A 17,473-nucleotide genomic window follows, 5' to 3' on the forward strand; every position below is an offset into this window, starting at 1 on the left:
CCGCCCATGCACGCGATCCGGTTGCACGCCTTCGGGCCGGCCGAGAACCTCACGTACGAGAAGGTCGATGATCCGGAGCCGGGTCCCGGCCAGGTGCGCATCGCCGTCGCCGCGGCCGGCGTGCACCTCTTGGACGCGATGCTCAGGGAGGGCGCGACGGGCCCGGCGCCCGGCCCGACGCCGCTGCCCACGATCCCCGGCCGCGAGGTGGCCGGCACCTTCGAGTCCCTCGGCCAGGGCGTCGACGGCCGCCTGCTCGGCACACGGGTTGTCGCCCACCTCGGTTTCGTGCCCGGCGGTTACGCCGAACTCGCCGTCACGGATGTCGACCGCCTTCATGAGATCCCCGGCGATCTGGATGCGGCGCAGGCCGTGGCCATGATCGGTACGGGCCGTACGGCGATGGGGATCCTGCAGTTCGTCGACCTGGGCCCCGGCTCCGTGGCCCTGATCCCCGCGGCCGCGGGCGGCATCGGCACCCTCCTCGTGCAGTACGCCCGGCATGCGGGCGCCACGGTGATCGGCCTCGCGGGCGGGGCGGAGAAGGTCACGCGGGTGCGGGAGAACGGCGCCGACCTCGCCGTCGACTACACGGATCCGGAGTGGGCGGCGCGCCTCGACGGGTACCGGGGCCGGGTGACCGTCGTCTTCGACGGCGTGGGCGGCGAAGTGGCGCGCACCGCCGTGGGGATGCTTGCGCCCGGCGGCCGGCACCTCGTTTTCGGGTGGTCCGCCGAGCGGGGCAGGGACGGGCGGCCGTATCTCGTCGAGGGCGTCTCCGAGCAGGTGCTCGGCTCGGCGATGCTGAGAAAGGCGGGCGGCCCCGACCCCCTGCGCACCCTGGAGCTGCGCGCCCTCACCGAGGCCGCGACCGGCCGACTCACCCCGACGGTCCAGCGCTTCGCGCTCGCCCGGGCGACGGAGGCCCATCGGGCCCTGGAGACGCGGGGCACGGTCGGAAAGGTGGTGCTGGAACCATGAGTGCCAGGACCGCGCGGTCTACGGCATCTCGGAGGGCCCGGCGATCCCGGCGATCCCGGAGAGCCGGAGACCCCGGAGAGCCTGGAGACCCCGGAGACCCCGGAGAGCTTGGAGAGCCCGGCGATCCCGGAGAGGCCGCGAGCCCGGAGAGGCCGGAGAAGCCGGAGAGCCCGGAGAAGCCGGAGAGCCCGGAGAGGCCGGAGAAGCCGGAGAGCCCGGAGAGGCCGGAGAAGCCGGAGAGCCCGGAGAAGCCGGAGAGCCCGGAGAGCCCGGCGATCCCGGAGAGGCCGCGAGCCCGGCGAGCCGGGAGAGGCCGGAGAAGCCGGAGAGCCCGGAGAGGCCGGACAGCCCGGAGACCCCGGCGACCCCGGCGATCCCGGAGATGCGATTCATGCCGATTCATGGTCTTCTGGCGGGGTGAGTGGCACCCGGACGGGTGGGTCCACGGCACCCGATGACGATGATCCCCGCCGCTGGTGGGGGCTGGTGATCATCGCGCTCGCTCAGCTGATGGTGGTCCTGGACGCGACGATCGTGAACATCGCGCTGCCGTCCGCGCAGCGCGACCTGGGTATTTCCGACGCCAACCGTCAGTGGGTCATCACCGCGTACACCCTCGCCTTCGGCGGGCTGCTCCTGCTCGGTGGCCGGATCGCGGACATGGTGGGGCGAAAACGGACGTTCGTCATCGGCCTGATCGGCTTCGCCGGTGCGTCCGCGCTCGGCGGCGCGGCCACCACGTCCGGCATGCTCTTCGGCGCCCGCGCTTTCCAGGGAGCCTTCGCCGCCGTCCTGGCCCCCTCCGCGCTCAGTCTGCTCACGATCACGTTCACCGACCCGAGGGAGCGCGGAAAGGCCTTCGGTATCTACGGCGCGCTCGCAGGCAGCGGATCCGCGATCGGGTTCATCGCGGGCGGACTGCTGACCGAGTACCTGAACTGGCGCTGGTGCCTGTACGTCAACGTCCCCGTCGCGGTCGTCGCCGTCTTCGGCGCCCTCGCGCTCCTGCGCTCCGGCCCCGGCAACGCGGGCGCCCACCTCGACGTCCCCGGTGTGCTGCTGGGCTGCGGCGGGCTGGTCGCGCTCGTGTACGGGTTCAGCGAGGCCGAGCCACGGGGATGGACGGACCCGCTGGTGCTCAGCCTGTTCGCGGTGGGAGTGGCGCTGGTCGCGGCGTTCGTATGGTGGCAGACGAGGGCGCCGCAGCCGCTGCTGCCGTTGCACATCGTCAAGGACCGGGACCGGGCGGGCTGCTTCCTGACGATGTGCCTGGCCGTCATCGGTGTGTTCGGGCTGTTCCTGTTCATGACCTACTACCTGCAGGTCGTCCTCGGCTACTCACCCCTGAGGACGGGCCTGGGCTATCTGCCGCTGACGGCCGCGATCATCACGGGCTCGACGCAGATCTCGGCCCGCCTGCTGCGCCGTGTGCAGCCGCGCATGCTGATGGTGCCGGGCATGGTGCTGGCGTCGGGCGGCCTGATGATCCTCACGCAGATGACGGTGCACTCCAGGTACGCGACCGAGATCCTGCCCGGGCTCATTCTGGTGGGCCTCGGAATGGGCCTCACCTTCATGCCGATCTTCGCGACGGCGACCGCCGGGGTGGCACCGCACGACGCGGGCGTGACATCGGCCACCGTGAACACCTCGCAGCAGGTGGGCGGTTCGATCGGTACGGCGCTGCTGAACACCATCGCGACGACCAGCAGCACCGCGTACCTCGCCGCGCACCTGCACAACCCCGCGCAGAAGGCGCTGATCGTCCGCGAGGGCATGGTCCACGGCTACACCGTCGCCCTCTGGTGGGCGGCGGGCGTCATGCTCCTGGCAGGCCTGGTCGCGGGCCTGATGGTCAGGACGAAGCCTCCGGCACACGGTCCGGCCCGGGCGCCGGTACGGCAGGACGTACGGCCCGCCTAGCCGCCGAGGACGCCCTTGAACGTCTCGATCGTGCGGCGGCGCATCGTGAGGAAGGCGAGCCAGGAGCCGTCCGCGTAGTGGAGACGGAAGCGGGCCATCAGCTGGAGGCGGGGGCGGCGTTCGACCCGTGCGACCCAGGTGCGGGGGACCTCCCAGACGGGGGTGCCGTCCAGATGGCGCACGAGGCCGACGCGCTGGTCCGTGACGCGCAGCAGCAGCGCGCCCGAGGTCTGCGGCATCCCGGACGCGATGCTGCCGGCGCCGCCGGACGCGGCGCCGATGTTGTGCATCAGATAGTCGCCGACGTGCCCGCCGAGCTTGCCGTGCCCGTGGAAGCTCACCTTGATGCCCTTGGCGCTCTTGACCGGCACCACGATGCCGAAGGTCAGCAGTTGCTCGCCGGCGGCCAACTGGCTGAGCGCGGACCGCTGTTGGATGGACATCTGCTCCGGCACGGCGGTGGGTTCCCCTCGGGTGGCGTTCGGTGGCCGGCGCATGATCGTACGCGAATCCGGTAAGAGGGGCGGCCGGGTCAGCCGACGCGCGGGAAGCGGGCCTGGAGGGTCCAGATCGCCGGATTCTCCGCGAGGTCCTCGTGCATGTCCGTGAGGTCGGCGATCAGGTCGTGGAGGAAGTCGCGGGCCTCGCGGCGCAGTTCGGTGTGGGAGAAGGTCAGCGGCGGCTCGGCCGGCGGCAGCCACTCCGCCTCGATGTCCACCCAGCCGAAGCGGCGCTCGAAGAGCATGCGGTCGGTGGACTCGGTGAAGTCCAGCTCCGCGTGCTGAGGCCGGGCGGCGCGGCTGCCGAGCGGATCGCGGTCGAGGAGCTCGACGATGTCGCACAGAGCCCATGCGAAGTCGAGCACCGGCACCCATCCCCAGGCTGTGGACAACTCCAGGTCCTTCTCGGTGTCGGCGAGGTAGACGTCGCCGCAGAACAGGTCGTGCCGCAGGGCGTGGACGTCCGCGCGGCGGTAGTCGGTCTGCGGGGGGTCGGGGAAGCGGGTGGAGAGGGCGTAGCCGATGTCGAGCACGGGCCGATGGTGTCATGTGGCCAAGGCCTCCGCCGCCACGGCATTCATTTCATATGATCGCGGGCGTGTCCCGATCCGTGCGCCTTGTCCCGGCCGTGTCCGCGGTGCTCGCCCTCGCTCTGACCGCGTGCACCGGAGGCGTCCACGGCACCCCCGGCGGGTCCGGTGTGCGGGACCCGTACTTCCCGAGAACGGGCAACGGCGGATACGACGTCACCCACTACGACCTGACCCTCGACTACGACCCCGGCCGCCGCCACCTCACCGGCACGGCGGTGATAACGGCACGCGCGACCAAGGACCTCTCCGCCTTCGACCTTGACCTGAACGGGCTGGACGTCGCAGGCGTCACACTCTGGGGCCGCGGCGTCCGCTGGAACCGTGCCGGCCAGGAACTGACAGTGCGCCCGCCCGGCGACATCGACAAGGGGGAGACGTTCCGCACGACAGTGCGCTACTCGGGCACGCCCGGGACGATCACCGACCCGGACGGCTCCAAGGAGGGCTGGCTGCCGACCGCCGACGGCGCGGTGGCACTCGGCGAGCCGACGGGTTCGATGGCGTGGTTCCCCGGCAACCACCACCCCTCCGACAAGGCGACGTACGACATGGCGGTGACCGTGCCGAAGGGCCTGCAGGCCGTCTCCAACGGGGAACTGACCGGGGAGCGGACCACGAAGGGCCGTACGACGTTCAGGTGGCACACCGCCGAACCGATGGCGAGCTACGTCGCCACCGTCGCGATCGGCCACTACGACATCACCCGCTCCACCATGAGGAACGGCCTGCCGGTCTATGTCGCCGTCACCCCTGACGAGGCGCAGGCGAGCCGCACAACGCTGGCGAAGATCCCGGAGATCATGGAGTGGGAGGAGCACACCTTCGGCCCGTACCCCTTCTCCTCCACGGGCGCGATCGTCGACCACGCGCACGTCTCCGGCTACGCCCTGGAGACCCAGAGCCGCCCGGTCTTCCCCGGCGCGCCCGACACCCAGTCCCTCGTCCACGAACTCGCCCACCAGTGGTACGGCGACTCCGTCACCCCGAAGAGCTGGCGGGACATGTGGCTCAACGAGGGCTTCGCGACGTACGCGGAGTGGCTGTGGCAGGAGGACCACGGCGGCGACACGGCCCAGGAGATATTCGACGCGCTCTACAAGGGCGACTACTACGACGACTCCGACGACGACGAGGCGATCTGGGCGTTCCCGCCCGCGAAGCCGTCGAGCGCCGCGCACATCTCGGACAGTCCCGTCTACGAGCGCGGCGCGATGGTGCTCCACAAGATCCGGCAGACCGTCGGCGACGACGCCTTCTTCGCCATCATCAAGGGCTGGGCGGCCACTCACCGCCATGGGAACGCGGACACCGCCGACTTCACGGCGTACGTCGAGAAGAAGGCGCCGCACAAGGACTTCCGCACGATCTGGCGGGACTGGCTGTACGGGGACGGGAAGCCGGGGCACGAGTAGGCCCGCGGCGACAGGGTTCAGTTCAGCTCCTTGCGCAGCACGGCGCAGGGGCGGCCCTTCTGCCGGTCCGGGCGGCGGGTGATGGTCTCGTAGCCGAGGACCGTCCAGAAGGCGAAAGCCCTGGGGTTGTTCTCCAGCACCGCGAGGCGTACGGCGGTACGGCCCGCGGCGCGGAAACGGTCCTCGACGAGGGACACCAGCTGTCGGCCGTATCCCTGCCGGTGCATGTCCGCGTCCACCATCAGCAGGCCGATCCACGGGTCCGGGTCGGCCGGGTCGGGGTGGTGGGCCAGGGTGATGGCGACTCCCACGAGGCGTCCGCTGCTGCGGGCGAGCAGGACCTCCACGTCCGGGTTCACCAGCTCCCCGGCCAGCTCGGTCGCCACCTGCTGCGGGGTGATGCCGTCCGGGTCCGGGAAGTCGCCGCTGAGGGCGTTGAATTCGCGGTTGGAGGCGTACAGAGCGGTGAGTTCGGTGAGCAGCGGGGCCGGGATGTCGTGGTCGGGGGTGAGGGGCAGCGGTTCGAGGATCACGTGCGCAATCTACGGGGTGTCCTGCGTGGTGGCGCGTGGCGAAACCGAGCCCCCGGCCGCACGGCCGGGGGCTCCGGTCAAGGTGTCAGGGCGCGGGCGTCGCTCAGACGTTGACGCCGAAGTCCTGGGCAATGCCGACCAGACCCGAGGCGTAGCCCTGGCCGACCGCGCGGAACTTCCACTCCGCGCCGTTGCGGTACAGCTCGCCGAAGACCATGGCCGTCTCCGTGGCCGCGTCCTCCGACAGGTCGTAGCGGGCGATCTCGGCGCCGCCGGCCTGGTTGACGATGCGGATGTACGCGTTGCGGACCTGGCCGAAGTTCTGCGAGCGGGTCTCCGCGTCGTAGATGGAGACCGGGAAGACGATCTTGTCGATGTCGGCCGGGAGCGCCGCCAGGTTGACGTTGATCGCCTCGTCGTCGCCCTCGCCCTCGCCCGTGCGGTTGTCGCCCGTGTGGACGATCGAGTTGTCCGGAGTCTGCTTGTTGTTGAAGAAGACGAAGTGGGCGTCCGAGTAGACCTTGCCCTGGGTGTTGACCGCGATCGCGGAGGCGTCGAGGTCGAAGTCCGTGCCGGTGGTGGTGCGGACGTCCCAGCCGAGGCCCACGGTGACGGCGGTCAGGCCCGGAGCCTCCTTGGTGAGCGAGACGTTGCCACCCTTGGACAGGCTTACAGCCATTGTTGGGAGTCCCTTCCCTCGTTCGCGTACGCGGTGCGCGGTACCTATGGGCTTCGTACGGGCACGAAGCTACAGCTACCCCTCATAACGCCAAGGGGGGTCTTCGTGGTTCCGCATCTCTTTACTTTCTTTACCCGGAATCTTCTGAAGGCCGGCGGCCTGGATATTCACGTGACGCGGACCGGACGGCCGGGCGACCATGGAGGCATGTCCGGTCCCTACATCGTCCGCGGCTCCGTCTCGCTTCCCGAGGCCGAGCTCAACTGGCGTTTCTCACGCTCCTCGGGGCCCGGCGGACAGCACGTCAACACCAGTGACACCCAGGTGGAGCTGCGCTTCGACCTCGCCAGGACCGAGGCGCTGCCCGAGGTGTGGAAGCAGAGGGCCCTGGAGCGGCTGGCGGGGCGGCTGGTCGACGGGGTCGTGACCGTCCGCGCCTCCGAGCACCGTTCCCAGTGGCGCAACCGCGAGGCCGCCGCCGTACGCCTCGCCTCCCTGCTCGCCGAGGCCACGGCACCGCCGCCGAGGCCCCGGAAGCCGACGCGCATCCCCCGGGGGATCAACGAGCGCCGGCTGCGCGAGAAGAAGCAGCGCGCCGAGACCAAGCGGGGCCGGTCGGGGCGGGACTGGGGTTAGCGGTGCCGCCGGGTTGCGAGTGAGCGGGGGCCTGAATGCCGTCACGGGGCTTCGTCCCGAATGCCGGGGGAGCGTCCGCCGTAGGGCCTTGTGCGGTTGCGTCCGTGCGGGGCGTGTGTGGCCGGTCGCGCCCAAGCGGCGGAGCCGCACAATGACCGCAGCCCCGCGCCCCTGAAGGGGCCCGATTTTCCCGCGCGCTTAAAGGGCGCAATTCCCCGCGCCCATGACCGCCCCTGCAAAGCCTGTTTACCGGCCCCTCACCCCAAATGCCGGTACCGCCCCCGGAAGTACAGCAGCGGACCCCCGTCCGCGCTCGGTACGTGGGCCGTCAGTACACGGCCGATGACGAGGGTGTGGTCTCCGGCGGGGACGCGTTGTTCCGTGCGGCACTCCAGGGTTGCCAGGGCGCCGCGGACCAGAGGGGCTCCGCTGGCCTCGCCGTGGACGTAGGGGATGTCCTCGAACAGGAGCCGGTCGCTGATGCGGCCCTTCATCGCGAACCGGCCCGCGATGTGCCGTTGGCTCTCCGAGAGCACCGAGACGGCCCACAGCGGCTGCTCGGCGAGCAGGTCGTCCATGCGAGCGCCCTCACGCAGGCTGACCAGGACCAGCGGCGGGTCCAGGGACACCGACATGAAGGCGGTGGCCGTCATGCCGACGTCCTCGCCGCCCGGCCCCTCGGGGTCCAGCGCGGGCTCGTGCGCGGTCACCAGGACCACACCCGCGGCCAGCCGGGACATGGCGGCGCGGAACTCGTCGTTGCTCACCCCCTCAGGATGCCCGGAGGCGGGCGGGACGGCGGGCGCGGACGGGACAGCGGGAGTCTTCAGCACGCAAGCACGCTATTCTCCGCCTCCCGGCCCCCACATCGGCCCCCGGCCCGAACCGCGACCTAGGACCAGGGGCGGATGCCGGGCGATGCGTACGGTCACAGATTCTGCACGGGGTCACTGAATGCGCTCGGTAAAAGCACAGCGAAAACACCGAACCTCTGCTCAATTGTTCAGGTTTTTCTGTGACTTGAGTCACAAGAGCCGCATTTTGTTGACCCTGTGTACCTAGTGGGCAGCGCGCTGTGATTCAGTGGCGGGGATGCTGCACGACGCTACATCCGGAGTACGCCGAGTAGCACACCGAGGAAAACCAAGAGAACCGCGGTGGTACGCCGGCGCGACCCTGGAGTTGCTGCGAGACCTCGAGGGGAGGGCGAATGGAGACCGAGTCGGAGCCGTATGTCCGTCTTGCGACCCTGCGGCAGTTGCACCAGGTGATGGCGGACATGAACACCGCCCGCAGCCTGGCGGACACGCTGCAGACCGTTGCCGACGGCATCGTCAACGGCCTCGGCTACGAGCTGGCGGCCGTCAACCTCGTACGCCCGGACGGCGACCTCGTCGTCGCCGCGCTCGCCGGCAATTCCGCCGCCGAGGCGCTGATCACCGGCCGCGTCGGCTCCCGCGCCTCCTGGGAGCGCAGGCTGAACATGGGCGAGGCCTGGGGCGACCTGCGGTTCATATCGCACACCGAGGGCTGGATCCTCGACGAGGACGATGTGCCGCAGTGGTACACCGACGGCCCCGAGCCCCGCTTCGACGACGAGTGGCACCCCTCCGACCGCCTCTTCGCACCCATGTACACGCCCGGCGTCCAGGGCGGCGCCTGCGGTGAACTCATCGGGGTCATCTCCGTGGACCGGCCGCGCAACGGGCGGCGGCCCGGCGCCTGGGGACGCGAGGCGCTCCAGATGTACGCCTTCCAGGCCGCCATCGCCATCAGCAACGCCCGTCTGAGGGCCAACATGCAGCGGGCCCTCGTCCGGCTGGAGCGGGAGCAGCAGGCCCTGCGCGCCAGCGAGGAGTCCTTCCGGCAGGCCTTCGAGTACGCCCCCTCCGGCATGGCCATCGCCGAGATGGGCGGCGACCAGCACGGGCGGATCCTGCGCACCAACGACGCACTGTGCCGCCTGCTGGGCCGGCCCGCCTCCGCCATGCGCCGCTACTCGTTCTCCGACCTCGTCCACCCCGAGGACATCGGCACGCTCCTGCGGACCTCCGCCGAGGGCGGCCGGGCCGAACTGAGGCTCGGACGCCGGGACGGCACGTACGTCTGGGTGTCCCTGCGCAACTCCGTCGTCGCCGACGCCGCCGACGGGCCCCGTTTCCTGCTCACCCACGTCGAGGACATCGAGGAGCGCAAGCGCCGCGAGCTGCAGCTCGCCCACCGGGCCTCGCACGACTCGCTGACCGGTCTGCCCAACTCGGCCGAGCTGCGATCCCGGCTCTCCGCCCGTCTGTGCCAGCGCCCGCAGTCCCTGCCGGCGGGGGCGGCCGAGTCCCTGGACACGGCCTACGGGGGGTACGGGGCCGACCACCCGGCGGCGCTCGACGGGGCCGGGCACGCCTTCGACTTCCACGCCGGTCCGGGGCCGTACGACGCCTTCGACCACCATGTGCACACGGTCGCCCCCGACAGCGGCATCGACGACGGCACCAAGGGGCTCGCGGTGCTCTTCTGCGACCTCGACGGGTTCAAGTCGATCAACGACCGGTTCGGGCACAACGCTGGTGACGCCGTCCTCATCGAGGTCGCCCGACGGCTCAGCCGTGGTGTGCGGGACGGGGACACCGTCGCCCGGCTCGGCGGCGACGAGTTCGTCGTCCTCGCCGACGGGCTCGGCAAGGCCGACGCCCAGGACCTCGCGGTACGCCTGCGCAACGAGATCATCCAGCCGATCCGGGTCGACGGCCGCGCCATGCGGGTCGGCGCCAGTTTCGGTATCGGCTGGGCCCATTGCGGCATGACGGCGGACGAAGTGTTGAAATCCGCTGACGAGCGGATGTACGTGGAGAAACGTTCTCGTCCCAAACAGCACCGACGCGCGGGGTAAAGCCCAGGTCAACGTGTGGGTGATGGGAAGAACACCCGTTTGAGGCCCCGGGAACGGGTAGGCTCGCCATTCAGCCACATACACATCTGGACCCGCACCTGCTGAGGAGTACCTAGGGATGACGCCCGGCAACAACGGCGCGAGCACGCCCGAGGACGACGACCCGTTCGGCTACCTCTACGCCGACGGTCAGGCCAACGGCGCACAGCCGCCCACCGGCGGTTACGGCTACCCGGGCTCCGTCAACAGAGTGCGCTCGGTCGGCCAGCGCCAGTACGGCCAGCCGCAGGCCCAGACGGCCGCCTACGGCCAGGTGCCGCCGCAGCAGCAACAGGGGTACGGCCAGACCGCCCCCTACGGCCAGCCGAACGCGCACTACGCCGCGCCGGAGACGGTGCCCGGCGGCGCCTCGACGACCCGGCAGACGCCGGTGGGCGCGGGCGGCGGCGGCCGCGGCAGGGGTCCCAACACCAAGGGCCTGCTGATCGGTGCGATCGCCGTGGTCGCCGCGGTCGTGATCGGCATCGGCGTCGCCATGATCGGCGGCGACTCGGGTGACAACAAGGGTGGCAACCAGGCGGGTTCCAGCCCCTCGGCCGGCCACAGCGCGTCGCCGAGCCAGTCCGCCGGCCAGCAGTCGTCGGACGACGGCAAGCTGCCGACGATCGACGCGAAGGCGCTGCGCCTGGAGGGCGGCGCCACCACCGCGTCCGACGTCAAGGGCGCCCAGGCCGACGGCGGCGTCTACGTGGCGGGCTTCAACGCCGTCGGCGCCGCCGTGACCTGGAGCGTGAACGTCCCCGCGACCGGCCAGTACACGCTGCACACCGGCTACGGCGTCCCCGGCGTCGACGCCACCGCCACCCTCAGCATCAACGGCACCCCGCAGACGAGTCCGCTCAAGCTGAAGAACTGGGCGCAGGCACCGCAGGGCGACTGGGAGAAGGGCTGGACGAAGACGTACAACTACATCCAGCTCAACAAGGGCACCAACACGATCAGGATCTCCTGCGAGCAGGGGAACCAGTGCAACGCCTACCTCGACCAGCTGTGGCTGACGAAGGGCTGGTCCAACTAGCCGGTGCCCGGCGGCCTCACGCCGCCGTGGCCTCGCCCGTGACCGCCACCTGCCCCAGCAGTTCCTCGTAGGTACGGCGGTCGAACTCGCCTGCCGCCGGGGCCAGTACGGTCGCCGCGGACAGGGCCACGGCCCGGGCCAGGCGCTGTGGCCACGGCAGGTGTTCCACCAGGCCCGACAGCAGGCCCGCGACCGCCGAGTCGCCCGCGCCCGTCGGGTTGCCGGGGATCCGACGCGGCGGCACAGCCCGCCAGCGGCCCTCCGCGTTCACGGCGAGCAGACCCTCCGCGCCCAGCGAGGCGACCACCGTGTGCGCCCCGCGCCGCCGGGCGTCCCGGGTGGCCTGCAACGGCTCGTGGGAGCCGGTGAGTTCGGCCAGTTCGTCGGCGTTCGGCTTGACGATGTCCGGGCGGGCGGCGACCCCGCGGCGCAGCGGCTCGCCACTGGTGTCGAGCAGCACGGGCACACCCGCCGCACGGGCGGTACGCACCAGCAGGGCGTACGCCCCCACCGGCACCCCCGGCGGCAGGCTGCCGCACAGGGCCACCGCCGCGGCCGAGCGCACGAGGTTCGCGTACGCACCCAGGAAGGCCGACCACTCCGCGGGCGTGATCGTCGGGCCCGGCTCGTTGAGCTGAGTGGTGTCGCCGGTCGTCTCGTCGGCCACGGCGATCGTGCGCCGGGTGGCGCCCCCGACCGGGACGAGCGCGTCCACGACACCGGGCGTGCGCGCGAGCTGGTCCTGGAGGGAGCTGCCCGTCGCACCGCCCACGAAGCCTGTGGCGGTCACCTCGTGCCCGAGCGCGGCGAGCACCCGGGCCACGTTCACCCCCTTGCCGCCGGGCCGTTCGGTCACCTCGGTCACCCGGTGCGAGGTGTGCGGCCTCACCGCCCGTACGCGATAGGTGATGTCGAGAGCGGTGTTCAGCGTGACCGTCAGGATCACCTGGGACCTCCCTCGAATGTCGTGACGGCGCCGTCCATGAGTCAGGGATTCCAGACTGCGCTTGCCGTCGGCGGTTGCGGAGGCTCGATCATGCCAAATGAGTCGGCGGTCGGCCCAGTCCCCCGGGCGACCGCCTCATGCCAACATGCGGATGAATCATCCCAGTTGGGGATCGACCACCCACTCCCCGCGGCGCATCACGCCCTTGAGGCCGAACTCCGCGTCCAGCAGCACCAGGTCGGCGTCCTTGCCGGGCTCCAGGGAGCCCACCCGGTCGTAGACGCCCAGCAGCTTCGCCGGGTTGGCCGAAATGGCCGCGACGACGTCCTCCACCGGCAGCCGGTCGACCGTGACCGCGCGCCGGAACGCGCGGTCCAGGGTGAGCGTCGAGCCCGCGATCGAGCCGCCCTCCACCAGACGGGCCACGCCCTCGCTGACCTCGACCTCCAGCGGGCCGAGCGCATACCGCCCGTCGCCGAACCCGGCCGCGTCCATCGCGTCCGTGATGAACGCGACCCGTCCCGCGCCCGCGTGATGGAACGCCAGCTGCAGCGCGGCCGGGTGCAGATGCGTGCCGTCGTCGATCAGCTCGACCGTGATCCGCTCGTCCTCCAGGAGCGCGGCGATGGGGCCGGGGGTGCGGTGGCCGAGTTGCGGCATCGCGTTGAAGAGATGCGTCGCGACCGTGGCGCCCGCGTCGATCGCCTCCACCGTCTGCTCGTACGTGGCGTCCGTGTGCCCGATCGCCGCGATCACACCGTGCTCGGCGAGCAGCCGCACGGAGTCGATGCCGCCGGGCAGTTCGGTGGCGAGCGTGACCATCCTCGCCCGGCCGCGGGCCGCGTCGATCAGCTTGCGGACCTCCGCAGGATCCGGGTCGCGCAGCAGCTCCTCGGAGTGCGCGCCCTTGCGGCACGGTGAGATGAACGGCCCCTCGAAGTGGATGCCGGCGATATCGCCCTGCTCGGCCAGCTCGGACAGCAGCCCGGCCTGCTGGACGAGGAAGTCCATGTCGTCGGTGACGGTCGAGGCGACGAGGGTGGTGGTGCCGTGCAGCCGGTGGGTGCGGATGGCCGTCAGGACGTCGTCGACCGGGCCGGAGAAGGACGCGCCGCCGCCGCCGTGGTTGTGGATGTCGACGAAGCCGGGGACCAGCCAGTGATCCCGTACGTCGATGATCTCCGCGTTCACGGGGGCCTCCCCCAGGCCTCCGACAGGCTCCGGCCCGGGGGGACCCCCATCGGCGATCCGCGTGCCCTCCACGACGACGCGGCCGTCGGTCACGATCCCGGTGGGAAGCACCACCCGGGCACCGGCGAGAACCTTGCTAGTGGCCATCAGGTGGTTACCTCCGAACGGTCAGTGGTTTCGAGGAGATCCCAGGCGAGGAGCCCCGCGCCCAGGCATCCTGCGGTGTCCCCCAGCGCCGCGGGGACCATCGAGGGGAGCTTCTGGAAGGTGACGCGCCGCCTGACGGCGTCCCGCAGCGGTGTGAACAACGTTTCCCCCGCCTCGGCGAGCCCGCCACCGATGATGAGCGTGCGCGGGTCCAGCAGGGTGAGTGCGGTGACCAGGCCGTCGGCGAGTGCGTCCACGGCGTCCTGCCAGACCCGGACGGCGTTCGGTTCCCCGGACGCGACGGCCTTTGCGCAGTCCGCCGCGTCCGCTCCCGGATCACCGGACGCCTCGGCCCAGGCCTCGCTGACGGCGGCGGCGGACGCGTACCGCTCCAGACAGCCGTACTGACCGCACGGACAGGGCGTCCCGCCGGGGCGTACGACGATATGGCCGATCTCACCCGCGAAGCCATGGGCACCGGCCTCCACCCGGCCGCCGATGCCGATGGCGCCCGCGATGCCGGTGCCGAGGGGCACGAACAGGAAGCGGTCCGCTCCCTTGCCGGCGCCGATGCGGCCCTCGGCGAGCCCGCCGGTGCGCACGTCGTGCCCGAGCGCGACGGGCACGCCGTCGAGGCGGCGGCTGAGCAGATCGCGCAGGGGCACGTCGCGCCAGCCGAGGTTCGCCGAATAGGCCGCCACACCTCGTTCGGCGTCGACGATGCCCGGCACGGCGACGCCGGCGGCGGCCGCGGACACGCCGAAATGCTGCTCGCCGTGGGCGCGCAGCTCGGCGGCAAAACCGAGGATCGACTCCACCACGGCGTCGGGCCCGCGCTCGCGCCCGGTCGCCCGGCGCGCCTGGTGCAAGAGCTCGCCCCCCGCCCCTACCAGGGCGGCCTTCATCCCGGTGCCGCCCACGTCGAGGGCGATGACATGTCTCACGGAGGACAGTGTGGCCCGCAGACCGGGAAGAGGTCTAGTCCACTACGTGGTGTAGACCTTATGGTTGCAGTATCAAATAGCGAGACAGCAGGGTTGGGGCTGAAACGGTGCAGCGGCACGGAACGCGTGGGACGACGTGGAGGAAGGGCCGGAGGGGCCTGATCGCGGGGGTGTCCGTGCTGGGCATGACGGCGGCCGTGGCGGGCTGCGGAGGCTCGGCAGGCTCCGGAGACGTGACGCTGCGGCTGGTGGCCGCGGACTACGGGGACTCCTCGGCGAACAGCTCCAAGAAATACTGGGACAAGCTGGTCCAGGACTTCGAGGCGGAGCACTCCGGGATCAAGGTCGAGGTCAGCGTCTACTCCTGGAACGACGTGGACCGCAAGGTCAAGGAGATGGTGGCCGCGGGCGACGCGCCCGACATGGCGCAGATCGGGGCGTACGCGGACTACGCGGCGGCGGACAAGCTGTACCGGGCCGACGAGGTGCTCTCGATCCCCGTCCAGGCGGACTTCGCCTCGGAGCTGAGCGACGCGGGCAAGGTGAACCGGACGCAGTACGGCATGCCGTTCGCGGCGTCCACACGGCTGCTCTTCTACAACAAGACGCTGTTCTCCCAGGCCGGAATCACCCCGCCGACGAGTTGGAGCGAACTGGCGCAGGACGCACAGGCGCTGAAGTCCAAGGGGGTGAAGTACCCGTACGCGCTGCCGCTGGGGCCGGAGGAGGCGCAGGCGGAGACGATGCAGTGGCTGCTCAGCGGCGGTGACGGCTATCTGGACGGCTTCGGCGCCTACGACATCGACTCCACGCAGAACGTGTCGACCTTCACCTGGCTGAAGGACCAGCTGGTGGGCAAGGGGCTGACGGGCCCGGTGGCACCGGCGCAGCTGAACCGCGCCGATGCCTTCGCCGCCTTCACGCGCGGCGAGGTCGGCATGCTGAACGGCCACCCCTCCCTGATGAAGATGGCCGGCGCGAAGGGCGTGAAGTTCGGCATGGTGCCGATGCCCGGGATCAACGGCCGTCCGAAGTCCACGATGGGCGTGGCGGACTGGATGATGGCCTTCAGGCAGAACGGTCACAAGGACCAGATCCGCGATTTCCTCGACTACGTGTACGACGAGAAGAACGTCCTGGCGTTCTCGCGCGAGTACGACCTGCTTCCGGTGACGAACTCGGCGCAGGAGACGATGTCGACGTCGCCCCGGGACGCGGCCCTGGAACCCTTCCTGAATCAGCTGCCGACCTCGGAGCTGTACCCCGTCGGCAAGACGTCCTGGGCGAGCGTCAGCGCGGACATCAAGCAGCAGATAGGCAAGGCCGTCGGCGCGGACGGCAGCCCCGCGGCGATCCTGGGCCGGCTGCAGCACTCGGCGGTGACGGCGGACAACGCGGCCCGGTAGCCGGGAACGTGCGGGTGGAGGGGCCGGGAGTGTCGGCCCCTCCGGTTACCGTTCCCCCATGGAAGAGCTCGACCCCCGCGAAAAGGCCATCCTCGCCCTGGAGGGGCGCAGTTTCTCCGGGCCGGGGGCCAAGGAGCGTGCCATACGGGAGCAGCTCGGCCTCGCCCCCGTGCGCTACTACCAGCTGCTCAACGCCCTCCTCGACGACCCGAGGGCCCTCGCCCACGCCCCGGTCACCGTCAACCGCCTCCGCCGCATCCGCGACTCCCGCCGCACGGAACGCTGAGCACACCACGCCACGCTGCGGGACCGCCGCCACCGGCCGGGAAACCGCCCGGCGAGCGGCTGCTCCGAAGAACGAAGCGCCCGGGCCATGGGTCGGGTGTGTGCGTCGGGCGGGGCTCGTGGATGGCTGCGTGGGGGAGGTGTGTGTCGGGCGGGGCCCGAGGATGGTCGGCGGGGGGAAGGTTCGTACAGGGCGGGACCCGTCGGCTGCGCGGCGTGGGGTGTGTCGGCCGGGGCTGTGGATGGCTGCGCGGCGTGGGGCGTGTGGGGCGGGGCCCGCCGCGGAAGGTGTGGTTGGCCGGGGTCCGTCGGTGGGGCGCGGTGGGTGGGCGCATGGCGGAGCCGCATGCCGGGCGGACCGTTCGTGAGCCGGGTGCCGGGCCGGGCGGGACGCGCTCGGCGCGCGCCCGTGAGCCATGGGTGCGCCCACCCCCGCGCGGATAGGGTCGACCCATGGGCAGCCACACGGACTCCTTGCCGACGCCCGCGACCCCGGCCGGGCGCGACGGTCTCGACGCCATCCTCGCCCGGCCCGACCGGGCCGTCCTCGCGTTCGACTTCGACGGAACGCTCGCCCCGATCGTCCCCGACCCCGACCAGGCCCGCGCCCACCCCGACGCGGTCCCCGCCCTGGCGGCCCTCGCCCCGAAGGTCGCCTCGATCGCGGTCGTCACCGGCCGCCCCGCCGGCGTCGCCGTTCGCTACGGCGGCTTCGCAGGCGTCTCCGGGCTCGACCACCTCGTCGTCCTCGGCCATTACGGCGCCGAACGCTGGGACGCCCGCACCGGCACCGTCACCGCCCCCTCCCCGCACCCCGGCGTCGCCGCCGTCCGCGCCGAACTCCCCGGCCTCCTCGACGAGGTCGGCGCCTGGCGCGGCACATGGATCGAGGAGAAAGGGCGCGCCGTGGCCGTGCACACCCGCCGCGCCGAGGACCCCCAGGCCGCCTTCGAGGGCCTGCGCGAACCCCTCGCCGACCTCGCCAAGCGCCACGGCCTGATCGTCGAACCCGGCCGTCTGGTCCTGGAACTGCGCCCGCCGGGCATGGACAAGGGCGTGGCCCTGCTGAAGTACGTCCGCGAGACCGGTGCCGAAGCGGTCATGTACGCCGGCGACGACCTCGGCGACCTCCCCGCCTTCGCCGCCGTCGACAAACTCCGCTCCGACGGCACCCCCGGCCTCCTCGTCTGCAGCGGCAGCGACGAGGTCATCGAACTGGCGGAACGAGCGGACCTGGTGGTCGACGGCCCGAAAGGGGTCGTACACCTCCTGAGGTCATTGGCCCACCGGCTGGCGTAAACGCGCCCCGTCAGGGGGCGGGGCCGTGTCGAT

The 17,473-nt window shown here is 71.4% G+C and carries 17 protein-coding genes; 9 read left to right on the forward strand and 8 right to left on the reverse strand.

Going from position 1 to position 17,473, the window contains the following annotated elements; translation table 11 throughout:
- Nucleotides 1-6 precede the first annotated feature (6 nt).
- Both ABT186_RS25230 and ABT186_RS25235 read left to right on the forward strand, forming a co-directional pair.
- The gene (locus ABT186_RS25230; RefSeq protein WP_351926945.1) at nt 7-981 is read left to right on the forward strand and encodes a zinc-binding dehydrogenase; all 975 of its coding nucleotides are present in this window, start codon (nt 7-9) and stop codon (nt 979-981) included.
- 417 nt (nt 982-1,398) lie between these two features.
- A complete protein-coding gene (locus ABT186_RS25235; protein ID WP_351926947.1) occupies nt 1,399-2,904 on the forward strand; it encodes an MFS transporter in 1,506 nt (501 codons plus the stop codon).
- On the opposite strand, the gene ABT186_RS25240 is transcribed toward ABT186_RS25235, so the two are convergent.
- Nucleotides 2,901-3,401, reverse strand: coding sequence for a hypothetical protein (locus ABT186_RS25240; protein WP_351926949.1), 501 nt, complete (start codon nt 3,399-3,401; stop codon nt 2,901-2,903). The two genes, ABT186_RS25235 and ABT186_RS25240, sit on opposite strands and share 4 nt — an antisense overlap.
- A gap of 35 nt (nt 3,402-3,436) precedes the next feature.
- Entirely contained in the window at nt 3,437-3,937 is a 501-nt protein-coding gene (locus ABT186_RS25245) for a hypothetical protein (protein WP_351226440.1), read from the reverse strand.
- Between the two features lie 53 nt (nt 3,938-3,990).
- On the opposite strand from ABT186_RS25245, the gene ABT186_RS25250 reads away from it, so the two are divergent.
- Nucleotides 3,991-5,409: a M1 family metallopeptidase gene (locus ABT186_RS25250; protein ID WP_351926951.1), complete on the forward strand. Its 1,419-nt coding sequence runs from the start codon at nt 3,991-3,993 to the stop codon at nt 5,407-5,409.
- Nucleotides 5,410-5,426: 17 nt separating this feature from the next.
- Here the strand turns inward: ABT186_RS25250 and ABT186_RS25255 are convergent, their stop codons facing one another.
- Entirely contained in the window at nt 5,427-5,942 is a 516-nt protein-coding gene (locus ABT186_RS25255; protein WP_351226444.1) for a GNAT family N-acetyltransferase, read from the reverse strand.
- Between the two features lie 103 nt (nt 5,943-6,045).
- Nucleotides 6,046-6,621: a TerD family protein gene (locus ABT186_RS25260; protein ID WP_351226446.1), complete on the reverse strand. Its 576-nt coding sequence runs from the start codon at nt 6,619-6,621 to the stop codon at nt 6,046-6,048.
- 207 nt (nt 6,622-6,828) lie between these two features.
- Between ABT186_RS25260 and arfB the strand changes: the two genes are divergently transcribed.
- Nucleotides 6,829-7,257: an alternative ribosome rescue aminoacyl-tRNA hydrolase ArfB gene (gene arfB / locus ABT186_RS25265; RefSeq protein ID WP_351226448.1), complete on the forward strand. Its 429-nt coding sequence runs from the start codon at nt 6,829-6,831 to the stop codon at nt 7,255-7,257.
- Nucleotides 7,258-7,514: 257 nt separating this feature from the next.
- Here arfB and ABT186_RS25270 read toward each other — a convergent pair whose 3' ends face one another.
- Nucleotides 7,515-8,090, reverse strand: coding sequence for a flavin reductase family protein (locus ABT186_RS25270; RefSeq protein WP_351226450.1), 576 nt, complete (start codon nt 8,088-8,090; stop codon nt 7,515-7,517).
- A 377-nt stretch (nt 8,091-8,467) separates the two neighbouring features.
- On the opposite strand from ABT186_RS25270, the gene cdgB reads away from it, so the two are divergent.
- Complete coding sequence (gene cdgB, locus ABT186_RS25275) at nt 8,468-10,144, forward strand: diguanylate cyclase CdgB (protein WP_351226452.1); 1,677 nt, start codon at nt 8,468-8,470, stop codon at nt 10,142-10,144.
- Between the two features lie 118 nt (nt 10,145-10,262).
- A complete protein-coding gene (locus tag ABT186_RS25280) occupies nt 10,263-11,222 on the forward strand; it encodes a CBM35 domain-containing protein (RefSeq protein ID WP_351226454.1) in 960 nt (319 codons plus the stop codon).
- Nucleotides 11,223-11,238: 16 nt separating this feature from the next.
- Here the strand turns inward: ABT186_RS25280 and ABT186_RS25285 are convergent, their stop codons facing one another.
- The 3 genes from ABT186_RS25285 to ABT186_RS25295 form a co-directional block, all read right to left on the reverse strand.
- Nucleotides 11,239-12,168: a 1-phosphofructokinase family hexose kinase gene (locus ABT186_RS25285; protein ID WP_351926953.1), complete on the reverse strand. Its 930-nt coding sequence runs from the start codon at nt 12,166-12,168 to the stop codon at nt 11,239-11,241.
- A 156-nt stretch (nt 12,169-12,324) separates the two neighbouring features.
- Nucleotides 12,325-13,506, reverse strand: coding sequence for an N-acetylglucosamine-6-phosphate deacetylase (gene nagA / locus ABT186_RS25290; RefSeq protein WP_351226458.1), 1,182 nt, complete (start codon nt 13,504-13,506; stop codon nt 12,325-12,327).
- Nucleotides 13,506-14,450 (reverse strand): ROK family protein, encoded by a 945-nt coding sequence (locus ABT186_RS25295; protein WP_351226460.1) that lies wholly within the window; start codon nt 14,448-14,450, stop codon nt 13,506-13,508. Before ABT186_RS25295 ends, nagA begins: the two co-directional genes overlap by 1 nt.
- 185 nt (nt 14,451-14,635) lie before the next feature.
- Here ABT186_RS25295 and ABT186_RS25300 point away from each other — a divergent pair, with 185 nt between their 5' ends.
- The 3 genes from ABT186_RS25300 (at nt 14,636) to otsB (ending at nt 17,440) form a co-directional block, all read left to right on the forward strand.
- Nucleotides 14,636-15,856 (forward strand): extracellular solute-binding protein, encoded by a 1,221-nt coding sequence (locus tag ABT186_RS25300; RefSeq protein WP_351226462.1) that lies wholly within the window; start codon nt 14,636-14,638, stop codon nt 15,854-15,856.
- 58 nt (nt 15,857-15,914) lie between these two features.
- Nucleotides 15,915-16,142: a DUF3263 domain-containing protein gene (locus ABT186_RS25305; protein WP_351226464.1), complete on the forward strand. Its 228-nt coding sequence runs from the start codon at nt 15,915-15,917 to the stop codon at nt 16,140-16,142.
- A 452-nt stretch (nt 16,143-16,594) separates the two neighbouring features.
- Nucleotides 16,595-17,440: a trehalose-phosphatase gene (gene otsB, locus ABT186_RS25310; protein WP_351226466.1), complete on the forward strand. Its 846-nt coding sequence runs from the start codon at nt 16,595-16,597 to the stop codon at nt 17,438-17,440.
- Nucleotides 17,441-17,473 lie beyond the last annotated feature (33 nt).

Source organism: Streptomyces sp. NPDC001634 (genome assembly GCF_040298185.1).
Classification (GTDB): Bacteria; Actinomycetota; Actinomycetes; order Streptomycetales; family Streptomycetaceae; genus Streptomyces.

Bases quoted from the DNA above. Each gene is read 5' to 3' on its own strand.
- ABT186_RS25230 (WP_351926945.1), top strand. From the start codon at position 7: ATGCACGCGATCCGGTTGCACGCCTTCGGGCCGGCCGAGAACCTCACG.
- ABT186_RS25240 (WP_351926949.1), bottom strand. From the start codon at position 3,401: ATGCGCCGGCCACCGAACGCCACCCGAGGGGAACCCACCGCCGTGCCG.
- ABT186_RS25250 (WP_351926951.1), top strand. From the start codon at position 3,991: ATGATCGCGGGCGTGTCCCGATCCGTGCGCCTTGTCCCGGCCGTGTCC.
- ABT186_RS25260 (WP_351226446.1), bottom strand. From the start codon at position 6,621: ATGGCTGTAAGCCTGTCCAAGGGTGGCAACGTCTCGCTCACCAAGGAG.
- arfB (WP_351226448.1), top strand. From the start codon at position 6,829: ATGTCCGGTCCCTACATCGTCCGCGGCTCCGTCTCGCTTCCCGAGGCC.
- cdgB (WP_351226452.1), top strand. From the start codon at position 8,468: ATGGAGACCGAGTCGGAGCCGTATGTCCGTCTTGCGACCCTGCGGCAG.
- ABT186_RS25280 (WP_351226454.1), top strand. From the start codon at position 10,263: ATGACGCCCGGCAACAACGGCGCGAGCACGCCCGAGGACGACGACCCG.
- nagA (WP_351226458.1), bottom strand. From the start codon at position 13,506: ATGGCCACTAGCAAGGTTCTCGCCGGTGCCCGGGTGGTGCTTCCCACC.
- ABT186_RS25300 (WP_351226462.1), top strand. From the start codon at position 14,636: ATGACGGCGGCCGTGGCGGGCTGCGGAGGCTCGGCAGGCTCCGGAGAC.
- ABT186_RS25305 (WP_351226464.1), top strand. From the start codon at position 15,915: ATGGAAGAGCTCGACCCCCGCGAAAAGGCCATCCTCGCCCTGGAGGGG.
- otsB (WP_351226466.1), top strand. From the start codon at position 16,595: ATGGGCAGCCACACGGACTCCTTGCCGACGCCCGCGACCCCGGCCGGG.